The organism is Burkholderia sp. AW49-1 (genome assembly GCF_053427845.1).
On record NZ_JBSAXF010000021.1, the window covers coordinates 24,007 to 43,599 of the forward strand.

At 67.7% G+C, this 19,593-nt stretch carries 20 protein-coding genes, 2 tRNA genes and 2 pseudogenes; 6 read left to right on the plus strand and 18 right to left on the minus strand.

Going from position 1 to position 19,593, the window contains the following annotated elements; all coding sequences use genetic code 11:
• Positions 1–25 precede the first annotated feature (25 nt).
• From fumC to ACV22W_RS25305, 3 genes are all read right to left on the minus strand, one after another.
• Positions 26–1,420, minus strand: coding sequence for a class II fumarate hydratase (gene fumC, locus ACV22W_RS25295; protein ID WP_448022347.1), 1,395 nt, complete (start codon positions 1,418–1,420; stop codon positions 26–28).
• A 141-nt stretch (positions 1,421–1,561) separates the two neighbouring features.
• Positions 1,562–2,950 carry a multidrug efflux MATE transporter NorM gene (gene norM, locus ACV22W_RS25300; RefSeq protein ID WP_448022348.1) on the minus strand — a complete coding sequence of 463 codons (1,389 nt, stop codon included), beginning with the start codon at positions 2,948–2,950 and terminating at the stop codon, positions 1,562–1,564.
• 123 nt (positions 2,951–3,073) lie between these two features.
• Complete coding sequence (locus ACV22W_RS25305; protein ID WP_006753074.1) at positions 3,074–3,292, minus strand: RNA-binding S4 domain-containing protein; 219 nt, start codon at positions 3,290–3,292, stop codon at positions 3,074–3,076.
• A 279-nt stretch (positions 3,293–3,571) separates the two neighbouring features.
• On the opposite strand from ACV22W_RS25305, the gene ACV22W_RS25310 reads away from it, so the two are divergent.
• Positions 3,572–3,982, plus strand: coding sequence for a hypothetical protein (locus ACV22W_RS25310; protein ID WP_448022349.1), 411 nt, complete (start codon positions 3,572–3,574; stop codon positions 3,980–3,982).
• A gap of 117 nt (positions 3,983–4,099) precedes the next feature.
• Here ACV22W_RS25310 and ACV22W_RS25315 read toward each other — a convergent pair whose 3' ends face one another.
• The 8 genes from ACV22W_RS25315 to fdxA all read right to left on the minus strand — a co-directional run bounded on the left by ACV22W_RS25315 (position 4,100) and on the right by fdxA (position 8,468).
• Positions 4,100–4,876 carry a DUF4088 family protein gene (locus tag ACV22W_RS25315; RefSeq protein WP_448022350.1) on the minus strand — a complete coding sequence of 259 codons (777 nt, stop codon included), beginning with the start codon at positions 4,874–4,876 and terminating at the stop codon, positions 4,100–4,102.
• A 160-nt stretch (positions 4,877–5,036) separates the two neighbouring features.
• Complete coding sequence (locus tag ACV22W_RS25320; protein ID WP_059523773.1) at positions 5,037–5,375, minus strand: AzlD domain-containing protein; 339 nt, start codon at positions 5,373–5,375, stop codon at positions 5,037–5,039.
• Positions 5,372–6,145, minus strand: a complete 774-nt coding sequence (locus tag ACV22W_RS25325) for an AzlC family ABC transporter permease (protein ID WP_448022351.1) — start codon at positions 6,143–6,145, stop codon at positions 5,372–5,374. Before ACV22W_RS25325 ends, ACV22W_RS25320 begins: the two co-directional genes overlap by 4 nt.
• Positions 6,146–6,254: 109 nt before the next feature.
• A complete protein-coding gene (locus ACV22W_RS25330) occupies positions 6,255–7,160 on the minus strand; it encodes an AraC family transcriptional regulator (protein WP_448022352.1) in 906 nt (301 codons plus the stop codon).
• A gap of 61 nt (positions 7,161–7,221) precedes the next feature.
• Positions 7,222–7,707: a CreA family protein gene (locus tag ACV22W_RS25335; RefSeq protein WP_059816104.1), complete on the minus strand. Its 486-nt coding sequence runs from the start codon at positions 7,705–7,707 to the stop codon at positions 7,222–7,224.
• Positions 7,708–7,814: 107 nt separating this feature from the next.
• A tRNA-Asn gene (locus ACV22W_RS25340) sits at positions 7,815–7,890 on the minus strand.
• Positions 7,891–7,965: 75 nt separating this feature from the next.
• Positions 7,966–8,041, minus strand: a tRNA-Asn gene (locus ACV22W_RS25345).
• 103 nt (positions 8,042–8,144) lie between these two features.
• The gene (gene fdxA / locus ACV22W_RS25350) at positions 8,145–8,468 is read right to left on the minus strand and encodes a ferredoxin FdxA (RefSeq protein ID WP_006753067.1); all 324 of its coding nucleotides are present in this window, start codon (positions 8,466–8,468) and stop codon (positions 8,145–8,147) included.
• 289 nt (positions 8,469–8,757) lie between these two features.
• Between fdxA and pncB the strand changes: the two genes are divergently transcribed.
• The 5 genes from pncB to ACV22W_RS25375 all read left to right on the plus strand — a co-directional run bounded on the left by pncB (position 8,758) and on the right by ACV22W_RS25375 (position 14,744).
• Positions 8,758–9,957, plus strand: a complete 1,200-nt coding sequence (gene pncB, locus ACV22W_RS25355) for a nicotinate phosphoribosyltransferase (RefSeq protein WP_059523765.1) — start codon at positions 8,758–8,760, stop codon at positions 9,955–9,957.
• Positions 9,958–10,043: 86 nt separating this feature from the next.
• On the plus strand, positions 10,044–10,706 hold the full coding sequence (locus ACV22W_RS25360) for a LutC/YkgG family protein (RefSeq protein WP_448022353.1): 663 nt from the start codon (positions 10,044–10,046) through the stop codon (positions 10,704–10,706).
• A gap of 61 nt (positions 10,707–10,767) precedes the next feature.
• Positions 10,768–12,198, plus strand: coding sequence for a sodium:proton antiporter (locus ACV22W_RS25365; RefSeq protein WP_448022354.1), 1,431 nt, complete (start codon positions 10,768–10,770; stop codon positions 12,196–12,198).
• Positions 12,199–12,279: 81 nt separating this feature from the next.
• Positions 12,280–13,269: a 2-hydroxyacid dehydrogenase gene (locus tag ACV22W_RS25370; RefSeq protein ID WP_448022355.1), complete on the plus strand. Its 990-nt coding sequence runs from the start codon at positions 12,280–12,282 to the stop codon at positions 13,267–13,269.
• Positions 13,266–14,744, plus strand: a complete 1,479-nt coding sequence (locus ACV22W_RS25375; RefSeq protein WP_448022356.1) for a DNA recombination protein RmuC — start codon at positions 13,266–13,268, stop codon at positions 14,742–14,744. Before ACV22W_RS25370 ends, ACV22W_RS25375 begins: the two co-directional genes overlap by 4 nt.
• Before the next feature lie 86 nt (positions 14,745–14,830).
• Here ACV22W_RS25375 and ACV22W_RS25380 read toward each other — a convergent pair.
• The 7 genes and pseudogenes from ACV22W_RS25380 to moaA form a co-directional block, all read right to left on the minus strand.
• Positions 14,831–15,031, minus strand: a pseudogene (locus ACV22W_RS25380) (IS3 family transposase); the annotation flags it as partial.
• A 75-nt stretch (positions 15,032–15,106) separates the two neighbouring features.
• Positions 15,107–15,445 (minus strand): annotated as a pseudogene (locus ACV22W_RS25385) (transposase); the annotation flags it as partial.
• Between the two features lie 100 nt (positions 15,446–15,545).
• The gene (locus ACV22W_RS25390; protein ID WP_448022357.1) at positions 15,546–16,031 is read right to left on the minus strand and encodes an N-acetyltransferase family protein; all 486 of its coding nucleotides are present in this window, start codon (positions 16,029–16,031) and stop codon (positions 15,546–15,548) included.
• On the minus strand, positions 16,028–16,303 hold the full coding sequence (locus ACV22W_RS25395; RefSeq protein WP_006476519.1) for a hypothetical protein: 276 nt from the start codon (positions 16,301–16,303) through the stop codon (positions 16,028–16,030). Before ACV22W_RS25395 ends, ACV22W_RS25390 begins: the two co-directional genes overlap by 4 nt.
• A 37-nt stretch (positions 16,304–16,340) precedes the next feature.
• Positions 16,341–17,636 carry a molybdopterin molybdotransferase MoeA gene (gene moeA / locus ACV22W_RS25400; protein ID WP_448022358.1) on the minus strand — a complete coding sequence of 432 codons (1,296 nt, stop codon included), beginning with the start codon at positions 17,634–17,636 and terminating at the stop codon, positions 16,341–16,343.
• A 105-nt stretch (positions 17,637–17,741) separates the two neighbouring features.
• Positions 17,742–18,359 (minus strand): molybdenum cofactor guanylyltransferase MobA, encoded by a 618-nt coding sequence (mobA, locus tag ACV22W_RS25405; protein WP_448022359.1) that lies wholly within the window; start codon positions 18,357–18,359, stop codon positions 17,742–17,744.
• Positions 18,360–18,387: 28 nt separating this feature from the next.
• Complete coding sequence (moaA, locus tag ACV22W_RS25410) at positions 18,388–19,500, minus strand: GTP 3',8-cyclase MoaA (RefSeq protein ID WP_448022360.1); 1,113 nt, start codon at positions 19,498–19,500, stop codon at positions 18,388–18,390.
• Positions 19,501–19,593: the final 93 nt, after the last annotated feature.

Consider the following 19,593-nt stretch of genomic DNA (forward strand, 5'->3'; position numbering starts at 1 on the left):
CCGTCATCGCGTCACTTCCCCGCGATTACCGCGCTCCGATCATCTCGTCGGGGCGCACCCAGGCGTCGAATTCCGCCTCGGTCAGGTAGCCGAGCGCGAGCGCGGCGGCTTTCAGCGTCGTGCCTTCCTTGTGCGCCTTCTTCGCGATCTGCGCGGCCTTGTCGTAGCCGATGTGCGGATTGAGCGCCGTCACGAGCATCAGCGATTCGTTCAGCAGCAGGTCGATGCGCGCGCGGTTCGGCTCGATGCCCGCCGCACAGTGGTCGTTGAAGCTCTGCGCGCCGTCGGCGAGCAGCCGCACCGACTGCAGCACGTTGTGCGCGATCATCGGCCGGAACACGTTCAGCTCGAAATTGCCGCTGGCGCCGCCGACGTTGACCGCGACGTCGTTGCCGAACACCTGGCAGCACAGCATCGTCACGGCTTCCGACTGCGTCGGGTTCACCTTGCCCGGCATGATCGAGCTGCCCGGTTCGTTTTCCGGAATCGACAGTTCGCCGAGCCCGCAGCGCGGTCCGCTCGCGAGCCAGCGGACGTCGTTGGCGATCTTCATCAGGCCGGCCGCGACCGTCTTCAGCGCGCCGTGCGCGAACACCAGCGCATCGGCGGCCGCCATCACCTCGAACTTGCTCGGTGCGGTCACGAACGGCAGCTTCGTCAGCCGGCCGATCTCGTCGGCGACGCGCACCGCGAACTCCGGATGCGCGTTCAGCCCGGTGCCGACGGCGGTGCCGCCGAGCGCGAGCTCGTACAGGTGCGGCAGCGCCGATTCGACGTGCCGGACGCCCTGGTCGAGCTGCGCGACATAGCCGGAAAACTCCTGCCCGAGCGTGAGCGGCGTCGCGTCCTGCAGGTGCGTGCGACCGATCTTCACGATGTCGGCGAAAGCCTTCGACTTCGCGTCGAGCGTCGCGCGCAGCGTGCGCAGCGCGGGCAGCAGGTGGTTGGCGATCGCGTAGGCGGCCGCGACATGCATCGCGGTCGGGAACACGTCGTTCGACGACTGGCCGCGGTTCACGTCGTCGTTCGGGTGGACCTTGCGTGCTTCGCCGCGCTCGCCGCCGAGCAGCTCGCTCGCCCGGTTCGCGATCACCTCGTTGAGGTTCATGTTGGTCTGCGTGCCGGAGCCCGTCTGCCAGACCGCGAGCGGGAATTCGCGCGGATGCTTGCCCGCGATGATCTCGTCGGCCGCGTCGATGATCGCGCGCGCCTTGTCGTCGGCCAGCACGCCGAGCGACTGGTTCACGGCGGCTGCCGCGCGCTTGACGATCGCGAGCGCGTGGATCAGCTCGGGCGACTGCTTCTCCGTCGAGATCCGGAAATTTTGCAGCGAACGTTCCGTCTGCGCGCCCCAGAGCCGGTTGGCCGGCACGGCGATCTCGCCGAACGTGTCGCGTTCCATCCGAACTGCTTCGTTCATGATGCACTCCTCTTGGGAAGGGGAAAGGCCGCGCGTCGCGCGGCGTCTGGCGTATCGTGAGGCAGTCGCGCCGCTGGCGCGGCGTCCTGGGTCTTCAGCCGACAAGCATAGCGCCGGCCGCGATTTCGCGTCGTGCCGAACTCAACGCGTCGGCGCGACGAGCGACGAGGTCTTCCGGTGAAAGCGCCAGGCCATCAGCACGGCGACGCTCGCGAGGCCGGCCGCGAGCCCCCACCACAGGCCGCGCGCGCCGAGGCCGGCATGGAACGCCAGCCAGTAACCGGTCGGAAAACCGATGCCCCAGTAGCCGAAGGTCGCCGCGAGCATCGGGATGCGCGTGTCCCGCAGTCCGCGCAGTGCGCCCGACCCGACGGTCTGCATGCCGTCGACGATCTGGAACACCGCGGCGATGCCGAGCAGCGACGCGGCCAGCGACACGGTCGCCGCGTTGGCCGGGTCGTCGAGTTGCAGATACAGGCCGACGATCGCATGCGGCGCGACGATCAGCACGAGCCCCGACAGCGACATGAACGCGACGCCGAGCCCGAGCGCGACGAAGCCAGCATGCCGCGCGGCGACCGGCTGGCCGGCGCCGATCCAGTAGCCGACCCGCACATTGGCGGCCTGACCGATCGCGAGCGGCACCATGAACGCGACCGACGCGACGTTCAGCGCGATCTGGTGCGCGGCAAGCGACGTCGCGCCGAGCACGCCGATGGTGAGGCCCGTGGCGAGGAAGAGCGTCGATTCGACCCCGTACGTGATCGCGACCGGCCAGCCGATGCCGATCAGCTCGCCCATCACGGGCAGTTTCGGGCGGGCGGCGGTCACGAAATGGCGGAATCGCTGGCGGCCGTGCAGCAGCCAGATCAGCGCGAGCGCGGTGAGCCAGATGGTGATGGTCGTCGCGACCGCCGAGCCGAGAAAGCCGAGCCGCGGCAAGCCGAATGCGCCGTGGATCAGCCCGTAGTTGAGCACGCCGTTGACGCCGACGCCGCCGATCGACACCCACAGCAGGCGTCGTGCGGCGCCGATCGCCGGCAGGAATGCGCGCATCAGTCCGACGCCGATCAGGCTGCCGAGCGCCGCGAACCGCAGGACGCCGGTGTACTCGCCGACGTGATGCGCGAGCGTCGGCGGCTCGTGGAACATCAGCAGGATCGGTTCGGACAGCGACAGCGCGACGATCGCCGGAATCGCGAGCAGCACGGAAAGCGCGAAGCCGGTCCAGTAGATGTGCGGCACGCGGTCTTCCGCCTGCGCGCCGCGCGCATGCGCGACGCTCACGCTGACCGACGACAGCACGCCCTGCAGCACGGTCACGATGACGAAGAAGAAGTTCGCGCCGAGGCCGCCCGCCGCGAGCGAGTCGGGGCCGAGCGAGCCGAGCAGCACCGTGTCGGTGACGCTCATCGCCATCTGCGAGAGCTGCGCGATCGCGAGCGGCGCGGCGAGGCGCGCGGTATCGGCGGCATGACTGGACAGGGACGGCGGCGCGGCGGCCGTCCGCGTAAGACCGGAATGCGACATGGAATGAGCGCTCGCGCGGGTGCGGGCCCGCGCTGTCTTTATTTTGAGAGACGGCTAGCTTACGGCTTTATTCGAACGGTGTCGAACGCGCGCCGATGGCCATGTCGCGGCCAGGGGGAACCGCTACGCGTCGTGAACCGCGATCCGCGTATCGCCGAACAGCACGACCTGACCCGCGCGGATCTTGCACGTCTTGCGCAGCTCGACCACGCCGTCGACTTTCACCGCGCCGGACGCGACGAACATCTTCGCGGTGCCGCCGCTATCCGCGAGGCCGGTGATCTTGAGAAGGTTGTGCAGCTCGACGTATTCGCCGGTCAGCGTGAAATCCAGATTGGGCATGACGAAGGGAGCGCGCGTGCGCGGGAGGAATCGCCCCGCATCATACGGCACCGACGGCCGGCGCGCGAGTGCGGACGCTCGTGCAGGCCCGCGCGCCGCAGTTGTTAAGGACTGTGAGCGATTCGTCAGCAAATGAAACGGTGGGTAACAGTCTGAGAGATTCGAGAACCGGACGTGCGGCCCGCGGGTCTTTCGTCGTACCTGCTGCGCGTTGCGGCAGGGGACGCGACGGATCGCATCGACGCGGTCCGCGCCCACAACTTCTTGAGGAGGATTGTCATGTCCAAGATTCGTACGATGCTGATCGGTGCCGCGCTGACGGCGTTCGCCACTTCGGCCGCATTCGCGCAGACGGGTGTCGCGGCCCAGGGCACCGCAGGTGCCGGCGTGCAGGCGCAGGCGCCGGCGGCAGGGGCTGGCGCAGGTGCAGGCATGCAGGGTGGTGCCGGCGCGAACGCGTCGGGCAATGCGGTCGGCGGCGCGACCGACGCGGTCGGTGCGGCAGCCGACGGCGCGAAGGATACGGCATCGTCGTCGGTCCACTCGGCCAAGAAGCACGCGAAGCATGCGGCGAAGTCGGCCAAGCATCATGCCGGCACGGCAAAGTCGAAGGTGGGCGACGAGGCGGTCGAAGGCGGCGCGTCGGCCGGCGTGCAGGGCGGTGCATCGGCCTCGGGTGCCGCGCAGTAAGCGGCCCCCCGACGTCGCACGACGTTCGCCCCGGACGGCGCGTCGTGACGGCGATCGATCGGCGGCCCGGTTCGCTTCGCGCGGACCGGGCCGTTCTTCATGCGTGGACGCGGGCCGTCATGGCCGGTGCTGTTCCTGCCCCGGTCCGTGCGCCGATCGCGCGGCGGACGGCGTGAATACGCTGCGCAGCCACGCGGCAAGCCGCGCGAAAACGTCGTACGGCTCGTCGACGAAGATCTCGGGCTTCAGCAGCCGCAGGTATTCCATGATCTGCTGCGCTTCCTGTTTCTGGAACGAACCGTGCGCGAGCCCGAGCCGCAGCAGGCCGCGCAGTTCGCCGAGCTTGTCGCGCGCGGCGCTGCCGACGCTCATCTCGCACGCGAGCTTCGCCTCGTAGACGCGCTGGCGCAGCGATTCCGCAAGCCGCCATGCGGGCGTCTGCATCATTTCCTCGAGCGCCTGGATGTCGTGCACCGCGCTCTTGATCTGCGCGGCGAGCGGATCGACGAGCGACGCGTCGCCCTGTGCTTCGGCGACGATCGCCTTGGCCCAGTCACGGCACGCCTTCGCGAGCTCGTCGGGTGTCCATTCGGAGCGCGACGCGAAGCCGAAGCCGAATTCGCCGGCCTGTCGCATCAGGATCGCGACGACGTCCGGAAATTCCTTGTCGAGCGTGCGCTTCGCCCACGCGTACTGGCCGCCTTCGAGCATCCGCTGCACGGCATGCTCGGTCAGCGGCACCATGTTGTCGAGCAGCTTGGCGCGCAGGAAATCCTCGAACGACGGCGTCGCGAACTGCGGGTCGAGTTTCAGCGACACGCGCACGAATGCGTCGTAGTCCTTGCGCAGGGACGCAAGCGTGTCGTCCTTGAGGGAAAGGGTGATCTGGCCCATGAGTCGTCTCGATGGCGGCCCGCGCGGGCCGGCGGCCGACACCGCGCACCGGTGCGGGCGCAGCGTCGACGGACCGGTTCGCGCCGAGGCCGATGGCGGGTCTTCCTACCCGATATCGGCGCGCCGGGAGAAAACTTGAGCGTGGGCGGGCGACGTTCGCTCAGGCCGGCAGCCAATGCGGCATCACGATCCCTTGCCAGAAGAAGAACACCGCGAGCCCGACCGCGATCGTCACGAGCGGCCGGCGTGTCGTCGCCGATACCAGCACGGCGGCGAGCGCGCCGACAAGCTGCGGATTGCGCCAGGTCAGTTCGGCCGTGCCGCCGTGCGGCGAGACGGTCATCGGCACGATGATCGCGGTCAGCACGGTGACGGGCACGAAGCCGAGCGCGGTCCGCACGAGCGGCGGGAAGGTCAGCCGCTCGCCGAACAGGAACAGCGTCGTCCGGATCGCATAGGTGATCACGGCCATCCCGAGGATCAGCAGCGCGTAGCTCACGATGCGGTCTCCGTGCGTGAGGCGGTGCGCGAACGCTCGCGCCGCAGCGTCAGCGCGACGCCGACCGCGACGCCGGCGGCGACCGCGCCCAGCAGCCCGAGCTTGTACGGCCAGCCCTGCCAGAAGTACGCGAGCGTGCCGGCCGTCGCGGCGGCCGCGAAATAGCGCAGCGTGCCGAGTTGCGGAACGACGATCGCGATGAAGGTCGCCGCCATCGCGAAATCGAGGCCGAGCGACTGGAGGCCCGGGAAGGCCGCGCCGAAACCGATGCCCGCGAGCGTCCAGACCTGCCAGTTCAGGTACATCGCGAGGCCTGAGCCGAAGAAGTAGTGGGGGCCGATCGCACCGGGCGGGAAGTGCCGGTAGTGCGCATAGGCGACCGCGAACACCTCGTCGGTCATCAGCGCGCCGAGCGTCGCGCGCCAGCGCAGCGGCAGGTGCGCGACGTACGGCGCGAGCGTCGCGCTGTACAGCAGGTGACGCAGGTTCACGATCAGCGTCGTCGCGAGTACGACGACGAAGCTCGCGCTGCCGGCGATGAGGCCGAGCGCGATGAATTGCGCGGAGCCCGCGAACACCGCGAGCGACATCAGCGCGCCGTGCCATGCGGCGAGCGGGCCGCCGCCGACCAGCGTGCCGAAGATCACGCCGAACGGCGCCGCGCCGATCATCATCGGGATCGTGTCGCGTGCGCCGTCGAGCCATTCGTTGAGCGGGTGGCGGGGCGGGGATGAAGGTGTGGGGGAAGGTTTCACAGGGCGCGTCTCCATGAAATGCAGGATAGCGGTGCGCTGCCCGTGGCGGCTTGTACGTTCTTGCGCACGCGGTGCAACCTGCGTGCCACTTGCCGCGTATTGTCGAATGCAGGGCGAGGAGGCGTCAGCGCGCTTGCCAGCGTCCGGGCGGCACGCCGAACATCCGCTTGAAATGCCGGGAGAAGTGACTCTGGTCGACGAAGCCGCTGGCCGCGGCGACGTCGGCGATCGACACGCCCGCGCGCAACGGCGCAAGCGCGCGTTGCAGCCGCAGCTGGTTGCGCCACGCATGCGGCGGCATCCCGATCGTCCGGGTGAACAGGCGCGCTGCGTGGAACGGCGACAGGCCGGCGGCCTGTGCGACGTCGTCGAGCGTGACCGTGCACATGAGATCGGCGGCGAGCCTCTCGCGCATCGCATCGACGCGCGGCTCGTCGGCCGCGAGCGCCGCCGGCCGCAACCGCGCGTCGGCATGGCGTACGATCAGTGTCGACAATGCATCGAGCATCGCCGTTTCGGCGGCGAGCGGATCGTACACGCGCGGTGCCGCGGCGGCCGGAGCGTCGGCGGCCGGCTGCTCGTGCGGATAAGACCGCGACATGCACTCGCTGCCGGCCTCCATCATCCGGTGAGCCAGCGCGAGCCGTGCGGCGAGATCGGCGTCGCGGATCACGTCGGACGGGAACCATGGCGCATCCTGCGGGCGCCCCGCGATCGCGCTCGCGAGCGCGCGAATGTAGTCGACCGGCACGTAGCTCACGCGATAGCACCAGCCTTCGTCGGTCGCGCGCGAGCCCGTGTGCACTTCGCCGGGATTGATCACGGGCACGGTGCCCGTATCGGCGACATGGCCGCTGCCGCGGCAGGTGTAGCGCTCCGCGCCCTCGAGGATCACGGGAATCGTGTACGCGTCGTGCCAGTGCGGCGCGAACGTATGGTCGCGATAGGTCGCCGTGAGCAGGTCCGCGTCCGGCAGCAGCGGCGTGCGCCAGTAACGTGCGGAGTCCGGAAGAAGGCGGGAGGCGGACATGGTCGGGCGTGCGGGCGGTCGAATCGACAGTGTATCGTTCGAGTGCCCGGCCGGCGCGGGCTTACTTGACCGGAATCGTCGTGCCGGCCGGCATCGGCACTGCGGTCACGGCGTTCTTCGGGCTGCCGCTGACGATGCGGTCGCTGTAGGTCAGGTAGACGAGCGTGTTGCGCTTCTTGTCGACCACGCGCACGACGTGCAGCGTCTTGAAGATGAACGACATCCGCTCGCTGAATACGTCGGTCTGCTGCTTGAGCGGCTCCTTGAAGCTGAGCGGGCCGACTTGCCGGCACGCGATCGACGCTTCGCTCGGATCCTCGGCGACGCCGAGCGTGCCCTTGATCCCGCCGGTGCGCGCCCGCGACACGTAGCAGGTGACGCCCGTCACGAGCGGATCGTCGTACGCTTCGACGACCACGCGGTCGGAGCCCGTCACGCGGAAATGGGTGTTGACGCTGCCGACTTCCTCCGCGTGCGCGAGCGGCGCGGCGGCAAGGGCGGAGAGCAGAAGGGTGAACGGCGCAGCGGAAAGGAGGCGGTGCTTCATCGATGGAACCGGATGCGAATGCGGGACAGAAACTCTAGCATGCGCGGCGGTGACCGACGGGCGCCGAAAAAACAAAAGGCCCGTCGAATGACGGGCCTTTTGCTGTCTGGCTCCCCGACCTGGGCTCGAACCAGGGACCTACGGATTAACAGTCCGGCGCTCTACCGACTGAGCTATCGGGGAATAAATCGGTACATCTGCGTGCTTGTTTGGCGGCCAACAAAAAACCCGTCCACCTTCAACGGGCTCTTGCGTTTTTGGCTCCCCGACCTGGGCTCGAACCAGGGACCTACGGATTAACAGTCCGGCGCTCTACCGACTGAGCTATCGGGGAACAAACAACAACAGCAGAGAAACGAGATTGTATGGAGCGTTCGCCAACCTGTCAACACTTTTGAGCGGCGACGTGCAAAATATTTTGCGGCGCCGCTGCGCGATCAGCGTTCGAGCAGGTGCAGCTTTTCCTGCACGTCCTTCCACTCGTCCGCGTCGGCCGGTGCCGGCTTCGTCTTCGTGATGGACGGCCAGTTCTTCGCCAGCTCGGCGTTCAGCTCGGTGAACTGCTGCTGGTCGCCCGGAACGTCTTCTTCGGCATAGATCGCATTGGTCGGGCACTCGGCGACGCACACTGCGCAGTCGATGCACTCGTCCGGATCGATGGCGAGAAAGTTGGGACCTTCACGGAAGCAATCCACCGGGCACACATCCACGCAATCCGTGTATTTGCACTTGATGCAGCCTTCGGTCACAACGTGAGTCATTAAAACGCTCCTGCTTGGCGGTATATATGGGGTGGCGTTTGCGCCAAAAGCGGCATTGTAACTGAAGCGCAAAACCCGCATGGCGTGGTCGGCTTTCCGGCTTATATCGTTTCGTGATTAGTTTATGGGGCCGACCGTGGGCGCGGTGCTTGCGGCCGGCCGCAAGACGCGGTGGGGACGGCGGAGGCGGTTTCACGATGGTCGGGCCCGCATTCGGGTAACATGGCCGGCAGACCGGGCGGCGCGCGGTGCGCCGAGGCCCTGTCACGATATTGGCGGTGCCGCAATCATGATCATCACTTCGCTGCTCGACACGGATCTCTACAAATTCACGATGATGCAGGTCGTCCTGCATCACTTTCCTGCCGCAAACGTCGAGTACCGGTTCCGGTGTCGCACGCCCGGCGTCGATCTCGTCCCGTACATCGACGAGATCCGCGACGAGGTGCGCGGCCTGTGTTCGCTGCGCTTCACCGACGACGAACTCGACTACCTGCGGCGCATGCGCTTCATCAAGAGCGATTTCGTCGACTTCCTCGCGCTGTTCCACCTGAACGAGAAATACATCTCGATCACGCCTTCGCCAAAGGGCAACGGCGAGATCGACATCGTGATCGAGGGGCCGTGGCTGCATACGATCCTGTTCGAGATTCCGGCGCTCGCCATCGTCAACGAGGTCTATTTCCGCAACACGCAGCGCGAGCCCGACTATCGCGAAGGCCGCGAACGGTTGCGCGAGAAGATCAAGCTGCTCGGCGCGAAGCCCGAGTTCGCCGACTGCAAGATCGCCGACTACGGCACGCGCCGGCGCTTCTCGAAGGTGTGGCACGAGGAGGTCGCGCTGACGCTGCGCGACGGGCTCGGGCCGCAGTTCGCGGGCACGAGCAACGTGTTCTACGCGATGAAGCACGGCCTGACGCCGCTCGGCACGATGGCTCACGAATACCTGCAGGCCTGCCAGGCGCTCGGCCCGCGGCTGCGCGATTCGCAGACCTACGGTTTCGAAATGTGGGCGAAGGAGTATCGCGGCGACCTCGGGATCGCGCTGTCGGATGTCTACGGGATGGACGCGTTCCTGAATGACTTCGACATGTACTTCTGCAAGCTGTTCGACGGCGCGCGCCACGATTCGGGCGATCCGTTCGAATGGGGCGAGCGCATGCTGCGCCACTACGAGGCGAACCGCTGCGATCCGCGTACCAAGGTGCTCGTGTTCTCGGACGCGCTGGACATCCCGAAGGTCATGCAGCTGTACGAACGGTTCCGCAACCGCTGCAAGCTCGCGTTCGGCGTCGGCACCAATCTCACGAACGATCTCGGCTACGTGCCGCTGCAGATCGTGATCAAGATGGTCCGCTGCAACGGACAGCCGGTCGCGAAGCTGTCGGATTCGCCGGGCAAGAGCATGTGCGACGACAAGGCGTATCTCGCGTACCTGCGCCAGGTGTTCGGCATCGCGCAGCCGGTCGACGAGGACGCATCGCAGTAAGCGTCGGCCGAGCGGCCAGGTGCGTCGCGGCGAGGGCGGCCGGTATAATCCGACGGTATTGCACGCCAACGTCACGAGGACCGTTCATGGACACTTCCGCTGCCCGTCGCCAGATCCTCGCACGCATTCGCGCGGCGCAAGGACGCGCGCCCGAACCCGATGCAGCGGAGCGCGACGGCGTCGCCGACTATCTCGCCCGCCATCCCGAGGGGCCGCGCCCGCCGATGCCGGCCGACCTCGTCGCCGCATTCGTCGACGAAGCGGCTCGCCTGTCGACGACGGTCGACGAAGTCGCGACACTGGCCGACGCGCCGGCCGCCGCCGCCCGCTATCTCTCCGCTCACGGCCTGCCGATGCAGGCCGTCGCATGGCGCACGCTGGCCGAACTCGACTGGGCCGGCGCGGGCCTGTCGGTCGAATGCCGAAAGCCGCGCGACGGCGATCTCGTCGGCCTCACCGGCTGCTTCTGCGCAACTGCCGAAACGGGTTCGCTGGTGCTGCTGTCCGGCCCCGATACCTATGCGTCGGCCGGGCTGCTGCCGGAGACGCACATCGCGATCGTGCCGGCGTCGCGGATCGTCGCGGGCCATGAAGACGCATTCGCGCTGATTCGCGCGGAGCGCGGCGAATTGCCGCGTGCGGTCAATTTCGTATCGGGCCCGTCACGCACGGGCGATATCGAGCAGACCATCGTGCTGGGCGCGCACGGCCCGTACCGCGTTCACGTGATCGTCGTACGCGGCGCATGACGCGCGCACCTGATCCATCCTCACTCGATTCACTCGACTCACTCGCACAAGGAAGTTCTGCATGAAACGACATGCCGCCTGGGCGGGCATGGCGTCGGGAGCCGCGCTTGGCGCCGTTCCCGCGCTTGCATCGGCCGCCACGCTCGACGGTGCCACGCTGTCCGCACTCTGGGGCATCCCGTTCGCCGGGATCCTGCTGTCCATCGCGGTGTTTCCGCTCGTCGCGCCGGTGTTCTGGCATCACCACTTCGGCAAGATCGCCGCGGCGTGGGCGATCGTGTTCCTGGTCCCGTTCGCCGCCGCGTTCGGCGCGGGCACGGCGTTCGGTACGCTGGTGCACGCGCTGCTCGAGGAGTACATCCCGTTCATCGTGCTGTTGACGGCGCTCTATACGGTCGCCGGCGGCATTTGCGTCAACGGCAACCTGCACGGCACGCCGAAGCTGAACACCGCGATCCTCGCGCTCGGCACGCTGCTCGCGAGCGTGATGGGCACGACGGGCGCCGCGATGCTGCTGATCCGGCCGCTGCTGCGCGCGAACGATAACCGCAAGCACGTGGTGCACGTCGTGATCTTCTTCATCTTCCTCGTCGCGAACGCGGGCGGCTCGCTGTCGCCGCTCGGCGATCCGCCGCTGTTCCTCGGCTTCCTGAATGGCGTGAGCTTCTTCTGGACGACCTCGCATCTCGCACTGCCGATGCTGTTCATCTGCGCGGTGCTGCTGACGCTGTTCTTCGTGCTCGATACGTACTTCTACCGGAAGGCCGGCGAGGAGCGGCCGGCCGCACTCGACCCGACGCCCGACAGCGGCGCGCTGTCGATCGACGGCAAGGTCAACTTCGTGTTGCTCGCGGCCGTGATCGGGCTCGTGCTGATGAGCGGCATCTGGAAGCCCGGCATCTCATTCGACGTGTGGGGCACGCACGTCGCGCTGCAGAATCTCGTGCGCGATGTCGCGCTGGTCGTCGTGGCGCTCGCGTCGCTCGCGCTGACGCCGCGCTCGGCGCGCGAAGGCAACGCGTTCAACTGGGCGCCGATCGAGGAGGTCGCGAAGCTGTTCGCGGGGATCTTCGTGACGATCGCGCCGGTGATCGTGATCCTGCGCGCGGGTGCGCACGGTGCGTTCGCGCAGATCGTCCATCTCGTCACGGGGCCCGACGGCAAGCCGATCGACGCGATGTATTTCTGGGCAACCGGCCTGCTGTCGTCGTTCCTCGACAACGCGCCGACCTACCTCGTGTTCTTCAACCTCGCGGGCGGCGATGCGCAAGCGCTGATGACGACGGGCGCGACGACGCTTGCCGCGATTTCCGCGGGGGCGGTGTTCATGGGCGCGAACAGCTACATCGGTAATGCGCCGAACTTCATGGTGAAGGCGATCGCGGAATCGCGCGGGGTGAAGATGCCGAGCTTCTTCGCGTATCTCGGCTGGGCGCTCGTGGTCCTGGTACCCGTATTCCTGCTGACGTCGTGGATCTTCTTCCCGGCGTAGGCTGACGATTTTCAACCAAGCGCGGACGGCTTCGGCGGTGCACGATGTACCGCGTGCCGGCCGCGGCATGCGGAGATGGCGATGCAGAAGATCCTGGTCGCACGTCCGATCTTTCCGGACGTGATCGAACGGCTCGAGCAGTATTTCGAAGTCGACTGGAACAATGGCGACGCGCTCGCCCCCGACGCGCTCGCCGCGCGTCTCGCGGACAAGGACGGCGCGCTGACGGCGGGCGACCCGGTCGGCGCGGCCGCGCTCGCGGCGGCGCCGCGCCTGCGCGTCGTGTCGAACATGGCGGTCGGCTACAACAATTTCGACATGGCCGCGTTCAATGCCGCGAACGTGCTCGGCACCAATACGCCGGACGTGCTGAACGAATCGACTGCGGATTTCGGCTGGGCGTTGATGATGGCCGCCGCGCGGCGAATCGCCGAATCCGAGCACTGGTTGCGCGCCGGACACTGGCAGAAGTGGGCGTACGACGGTTTCCTCGGCAGCGACATCTACGGCTCGACGCTCGGCGTCATCGGGATGGGGCGCATCGGTCAGGCACTCGCACGGCGCGCGCGCGGCTTCGGGATGGAGGTGATTTATCACAACCGATCGCGGGTCGCGCCCGAGATCGAGGCCGAGGTGAATGCCGAATACGTGTCGAAGGATGACTTGCTGGCGCGCGCCGATCACGTCGTGCTCGTGCTGCCGTACACGAAGGAGAACCATCACACGATCGGCGCGGCCGAGCTCGCGAAGATGAAGCGCACCGCGACGCTGACCAACATCGCGCGCGGCGGCATCGTCGACGACGCGGCGCTGGCCGCCGCGCTACGCGACGGGACGATCGCCGCGGCCGGCCTCGACGTCTATGAAGGCGAACCGAGCGTCCATCCCGCGCTGCTCGCGGTGCCGAACGTCGTGCTGACGCCGCACATCGCGAGCGCGACCGAGAAGACGCGCCGCGCGATGGCGAACCTTGCGGCGGACAACCTGATCGCCGCGCTGGGCGAAGGGCCGCGCGCGGGGCAACCGCCGAACCCGATCAACCCTGACGTGATCGGGAAGCCGCGCGCATGACGACGACGTTGTTGCTGGCGACGGTCGTCGTGCTGGCCGTCGCGCTCGCGGTGGCGATCGTCGCAATCGTGCGCGGCGGCGGCCGCCACGACGATGCGGCCGTGCTCGGCGACCAGATCGAGGACGCCGCGCACGCGCAGGCGCTCGCGGTCGAGCGGCTCGAGCGCGAGCTGCGCGGCGAGATCGTCGAGAACGCGCGCGGCTCGCGCACCGAGCTGACCGGCAATTTCTCGCAGCTTCAGCAGACGCTCGCGACACAGCTCACGAGCATCGCGACCGTGCAGAACAATCAGATCGAGGGTTTCGCGCAACAGCTGGGCAAGCTCGTCGCGGGCAACGCGCAGCAGTTCGATGCGATGCGCGAGAGCGTGCAGCGTCAGGCGCAGCAGGCGCGCGAAGAGCAGACGGTCGCGCTGCGGCTGTTCGGCGACACGCTGAACCGGCAGCTCACGCAACTGACCGAGGCCAACGATCGGCGGATCGGTGAAGTGCGTGCGACACTCGAGCAGCGGCTGAAGGAAATCGAGACGAACAATGCGGCGAAGCTCGAGGAGATGCGCCGCACCGTCGACGAGAAGCTGCATGCGACGCTCGAACAACGGCTCGGCGAATCGTTCAAGCTCGTGTCGGACCGGCTCGAGCAGGTACATCGCGGGCTCGGCGAGATGCAGACGCTCGCGGCCGGCGTGGGGGACCTGAAGAAGGTGCTGACCAACGTGAAGACGCGCGGCACCTGGGGCGAGGTGCAACTCGAGGCCTTGCTCGAGCAGATGCTCACGCCCGACCAGTACGCGAAGAACGTCGCGACGGTGCCGAAGAGCAGCGAACGCGTCGAGTTCGCGATCCGGCTGCCGGGGCGCGATGCCGGCACGCGCGACGCGCCGCCGGTGTGGCTGCCGATCGACGCGAAATTCCCGCGCGAGGACTACGAGCGGCTGATCGACGCGCAGGAGCGCGCCGATTCCGTGGCGGTCGAGGACGCGGCCCGTGCGCTCGAGGCGCGCGTGCGGATGGAAGCGCGCACGATTGCGGAGAAGTACGTCGCACCGCCGCATACAACCGATTTCGCGCTGCTGTTCCTGCCGACCGAAGGCCTCTATGCGGAGATCCTGCGCCGCCCGGGGCTGACCGACCTGCTGCAGCGCGACTATCGTGTGACGGTGGCCGGGCCGACCACGCTGACCGCGCTGCTGAACAGCCTGCAGATGGGTTTCCGCACGCTCGCGATCGAGCAGCGCTCGAGCGAAGTGTGGCAGGTGCTCGGCGCTGTGAAGACCGAATTCGGCAAGTTCGGCGATGTGCTCGCGCGCACGAAGGCGCAGCTCGAAACGGTCACGCGCTCGATCGAAGCGGCCGAGCAGCGCACCCGCGTGATGAACCGCAAGCTGAAGCAGGTCGAGGCGTTGCCGGGCGAGACGGCGGCCGGGCTGCTCGGCGCGGAAGGCGCCGACGGTGCCGATGCGGACGATGCATGACGCATCGTGTATTCAGCCGAAGCCGGCTGGAACGAAAAACGGGCACCCTCTGAACTGAACCCCAGAAGTTGGGCGGTTCAGGAATGCTAGGCCAGCAGGGGCTGGGTTCTGTATTGAACAGGACTCAGCCCTTTCAACTTCAGCCGGATGCGTTCGTGGTTGTAGTAACGGATGTACTGCCGGATTCCGGCCTGCAATTGTTCGACGCTGTCGAACTCGGTGAGGTGGAAAAACTCCGCCTTGAGGGTACCAAAGAAGCCCTCCATGGCGGCATTGTCCAGGCAGTTGCGAGTATCCGGTTCGGATTCTGGCGGTGCAGGTTCGGAAAGCGGCGAAGTCGACATCTTGGGGCGGCGTCCCTTCGGACGTGGTAGGAGGGCGGCGAAACCACCCTCATGATACTGGCGTTCCCAACGGGCGATGGCTCCTGCATCACGAATGTCCAGCAGCGCTTGCATGTGCGTGCGGGATGGATTCCCCCGCTGCATGCGTTCCAGCGCCTCCAGATTGAACTGTGCGCTGTACTTCACGTGTCCTTTGCGCCGTAATCCATCGGCACCATGGCGCTTGTAGCTGGCAACCCATTGCTCCACCTGTGTGCTGCCCACCCCAAACTCTCTCGCAAGCGCTTTGCACCCTTTGTCGCCAGACAGATACCGCTGCACCACGTCAAGCTTGAACCGCTCGTCGTATTTCGTCATGAAAAAACCCCAAGGGTCGGATCTATGTCCAACTCTTGGGGTTCAGTTCACGTGGCGCCCGTTTTCCTTTGCAGCACCGACCCGCGTGGCCGGCCCGCGGTCAACGTGCGGCGAGCGCGTTCAGCGCATCCCCGGTGACGCGCACGATGCGCCATTCCGGCAGCACGGTCGCGCCCATCTTTTCGTAGAAGTCGATCGCCGGCTGGTTCCAGTCCAGCACCGACCATTCGAAGCGAGCACAGCGGCGCTCGACTGCGAGTGCCGCGAGGTGCTGCAGCATCGCGGTGCCGAGGCCCGTGCCGCGCTGCGACGGCTGCACGTACAGGTCCTCGAGATACAGGCCGCGACGGCCGAGGAACGTCGAATAGTTGTGAAAGAACAGCGCATACGCGACGATCGCGCCGTCGCGCTCGGCCACCAGCGCTTCGGCGGCGGGGCGCTCGCCGAACAGCGCGTCGGCCAGATCGGCGTCGCTCGCGACGAACAGGTGCGTGAGCTTCTCGAACTCGGCCAGCTCGCGCATCAGCGCGAGAATCGCACCGACGTCGCGCGTTTCGGCCGTGCGGATCAGTGGCGTGCCGCTCACGCTTCCTCCGGCGGATCGGACAGCACGATCTCGATGCCGCCGAAGCGCGACGCGACCCAGTTGTACGCGTGGCAGGCGATCCACAGCAGCACGAAACCAAGGATCGCGTTCAGCAGCAGGGCGCTCAGGATCGTGCTCAGTTCGACCATCCCGTAGCGGATGTACGCGACCAGGATGCCGAGCAGCACGATCGGCACGCTGAACGTCAGGTAGACGAGGATCAGTGCCTTCGCGGTCTGCCCCGCGGCGATCGACGAGATTTGTTTCTTCATGTGCGGATTGCCCCCGTAGAGATATACCGATTGGAATTCAGATCAAGCCGTCGAGCGGCAGGATGTCGACCGGGGCGCCCGCGTCGACTGCCGCGGAATCGTGGCCCAGGACGATGAAACAGTTGGCGGCCGCGAGGCCGCTCAGCGATGCGGAACTCTGCGAACCGGCCGGCGCGACGTGCCACTGGCCGTCGGCGTCGCGCGTCGCGACGGCGCGCAGGTATTCGGTACGGCCCGGGCGCTTTTTCAGCGCCTGCGTGCTGCGTGCCGTGTACATCGCCGGCGGTGGCGCATGCGCGCCGGCCAGCGTCAGCAGCGCGGGGCGCACGATCGCGTAGAACGTCACGGCGGACGCGACCGGATTGCCGGGCAGCCCGAAGAACAGCACGTGGCCGGCGCCGTCGGCCGCAGGCGCGAGCGTGCCGCACGCGAGCGGCCGGCCGGGCCGCAGCGCGAGGCTCGCGAAGGTCACGTCGCCGAGCCGCGCCATCACGTCGCGCGTGAAATCGGCTTCGCCGACCGACACGCCGCCCGACGTGATCACCGCGTCGGCCTGTGCGGCGGCGGCATCGCGCAGCGCGCGTTCGAGCGCCGCCGGATCGTCGCGGACGATTCCGAGATCGAGCGCGTCGATGTGCAGCCTTTCGAGCATCGCGACCAGCATCCCGCGATTGCTGTCATACAGCGTGCCGCGGCCGGCGGGTTCGCCGGGTTCGCGTAGTTCGTCGCCGGTCGAGAATACGGCCACGCGTACGCGGCGGCGCACCGTGACTTCGCGCAACCCGAACGATGCGAGCAAGCCGAGATCGGACGGGCGCAGGATGCGCCCGGCGGCAAGCGCGCAGGCGCCGCGGGCGATATCCTCGCCGGCCCGGCGGCAGTTTGCGCCGCGCGTGACGTCGTGCGCGGCGAAGCGGATGACGTCGCCGTCGACGCGCACGCGTTCCTGTGGAATGACCGTGTCGCATCCGGCCGGTATCGGCGCGCCGGTCATGATGCGGATGCACGTTCCGGGCGCCACGGCGCCGTCGAACGGATGGCCGGCGAACGCCGTGCCGGCGACCGTCAGCGCGATGTCGGCGGCCGGTGCAGGCGCGTGTGCGCTGCCGTCGAATGCATAGCCGTCCATCGCCGAGTTGTCGTACGCGGGAATGTCGAACGGCGCATTCACGTCGGCCGCGAGCACGCGGTCGAGGGCGTCATGCAGCGGCACCGTGTCGCACGCGTCGACCGGCACCGCGAACCGGCACGCGAGCGCCTGCGCGTCGGCGAGCGACAGCGGGGCAGCGGAATCGGGTGCGGTTCGGGGGGCGGGCGAGGATTGCGTGATCATCAGTCTGACTGCGCCGCAAGGCGTATCGGGTTCGTGGCCGGTGGCGCGCGGAGGGCGCCGGAGCGCGAAGGCGCATGCGGCGGACGGGAACGGATGCCGGCGCCGTCAGCGGCGGGCAAGCGCGGCAAGTTCCTGCCAGGAGTTGGCATTGTAAAACGCACGCTCGTCGCAAAACTCGACTTCGACCGTCTTGTGGCGTGCGTACCACGCACGCACCTTGCGCTCGCCGGATGCAAGCCCGGCCGCGAGGTCGTCGGCGAGCGACGTGCGCAGCAGCGCGAAGGTCGGCTGCGGCGAACGTGCTTGTTGCGCGTCGACGGTCACCGCCATCGCGATGTCGGCCTGCTGCGCGTCGAGCGCCGCATGCAGCCGCGCGACGAGGTCGGTCGGCAAATAGGGCGTATCGCACGGCGAGCACGCGACGAGCGGTGCGCGCGCCGCGCGCATGCCGGCGAGCAGACCCGCGAGCGGGCCGGGGAAATCGGGTGTTTCGTCCGGCACGATGCGCGCGTCGAACGGCGCACCGAGCTCGGCATAGCGATCGGCGTTGCGATTCGCGCTGATCAGCGTCTCGTCGACCTGCGGCGAGAGCCGGCGCAGCACGTGCAGCGCAAGCGGCGTACCGTCGAGCAGTTGCAGGCCCTTGTCGGCGCCGTCCATGCGCGTCGCGCGCCCGCCTGCGAGCAGCAGGCCGGTGACGGAAGGCGAGGCGGAAGCGGACATCGCGGGAAATCGGGGCGGCGGGCGCGCGTCAGCCGCCGATGTACGACATTTCGACGCGCTTGCCGGCACCGTGGGACGCTGCGTCAGCGGCCACGCTGCCGCGCAGCTGCGAATAGCGGTCGGTGCGGGCCTGCCAGATCCGGGCGATCGCGGTCGCGATCTCGGCGTCGCTCGCGCCACCACGCACGAGGGCGCGCAGGTCATGGCCGGTCGACGCGAACAGGCACAGGTACAGCTTGCCTTCAGTCGACAACCGCGCGCGCGTGCAGTCGCCGCAGAATGCCTGTGTGACGCTCGAGATCACGCCGATTTCGCCGCTGCCGTCGGCATAGCCCCAGCGCTGCGCGGTTTCCGCCGCCGTGTGCGGCTCGAGCGGCACGAGCGGGAACCGTTCTGCGATCCGTGCGACGACGTCCGCGGACGGCAGCACTTCGGTCATGTTCCAGCCGTTCGACGTGCCGACGTCCATGTATTCGATGAAACGCAGGATCACGCCGGTGCCGCGAAAGCGCTCGGCCATCGGCAGGATTTCGCTGTCGTTGGTGCCGCGCTTCACGACCATGTTGACCTTGACCGGCGCGAGGCCCGCGGCCTGCGCGGCGAAGATGCCGTCGAGCACGTCGGCGCTCGCGAAGTCGGCGTCGTTCATGCGCTTGAACAACGTATCGTCGAGCGCGTCGAGGCTGACCGTCACACGCGTGAGGCCGGCATCCTTCAGCGCGCGCGCCTTGCGCGCGAGCAGCGAGCCATTGGTGGTGAGCGTCAGGTCGAGCGGGCGGCCGTCATGGGTCTTCAGGCGCGCGAGGCGCTCGATCAGGAATTCGAGATTCTTGCGCAGCAGCGGTTCGCCGCCGGTGATCCGGATCTTTTCGACGCCGTGCGCGACGAACAGCCGCGCCACGCGCTCGATTTCTTCGTGCGTGAGCAGCGCGCTGTGCGGCAGGAATGGGTAGTTCTTGTCGAACACGTCTCTCGGCATGCAGTACACGCAACGGAAGTTGCAGCGGTCCGTCACCGAGATGCGCAGGTCGCGCAGCGGCCTGGCGAACGTGTCGGCCAAGGCGCCGTCGGGGGTATGCGCGACGCCGGAGATATCCGGCATCCCGCTGACGTCGGCGAGAGGAATGATGCGTCGGGACATGTTGAAAGAAGTGCGAGCCAAGCTTCTATTCTAGCCGCAAGCGGCTGGCCGGGCCGGTGGGCGGAAACCCGCAGCGCGGAAATGGAAAAGCCC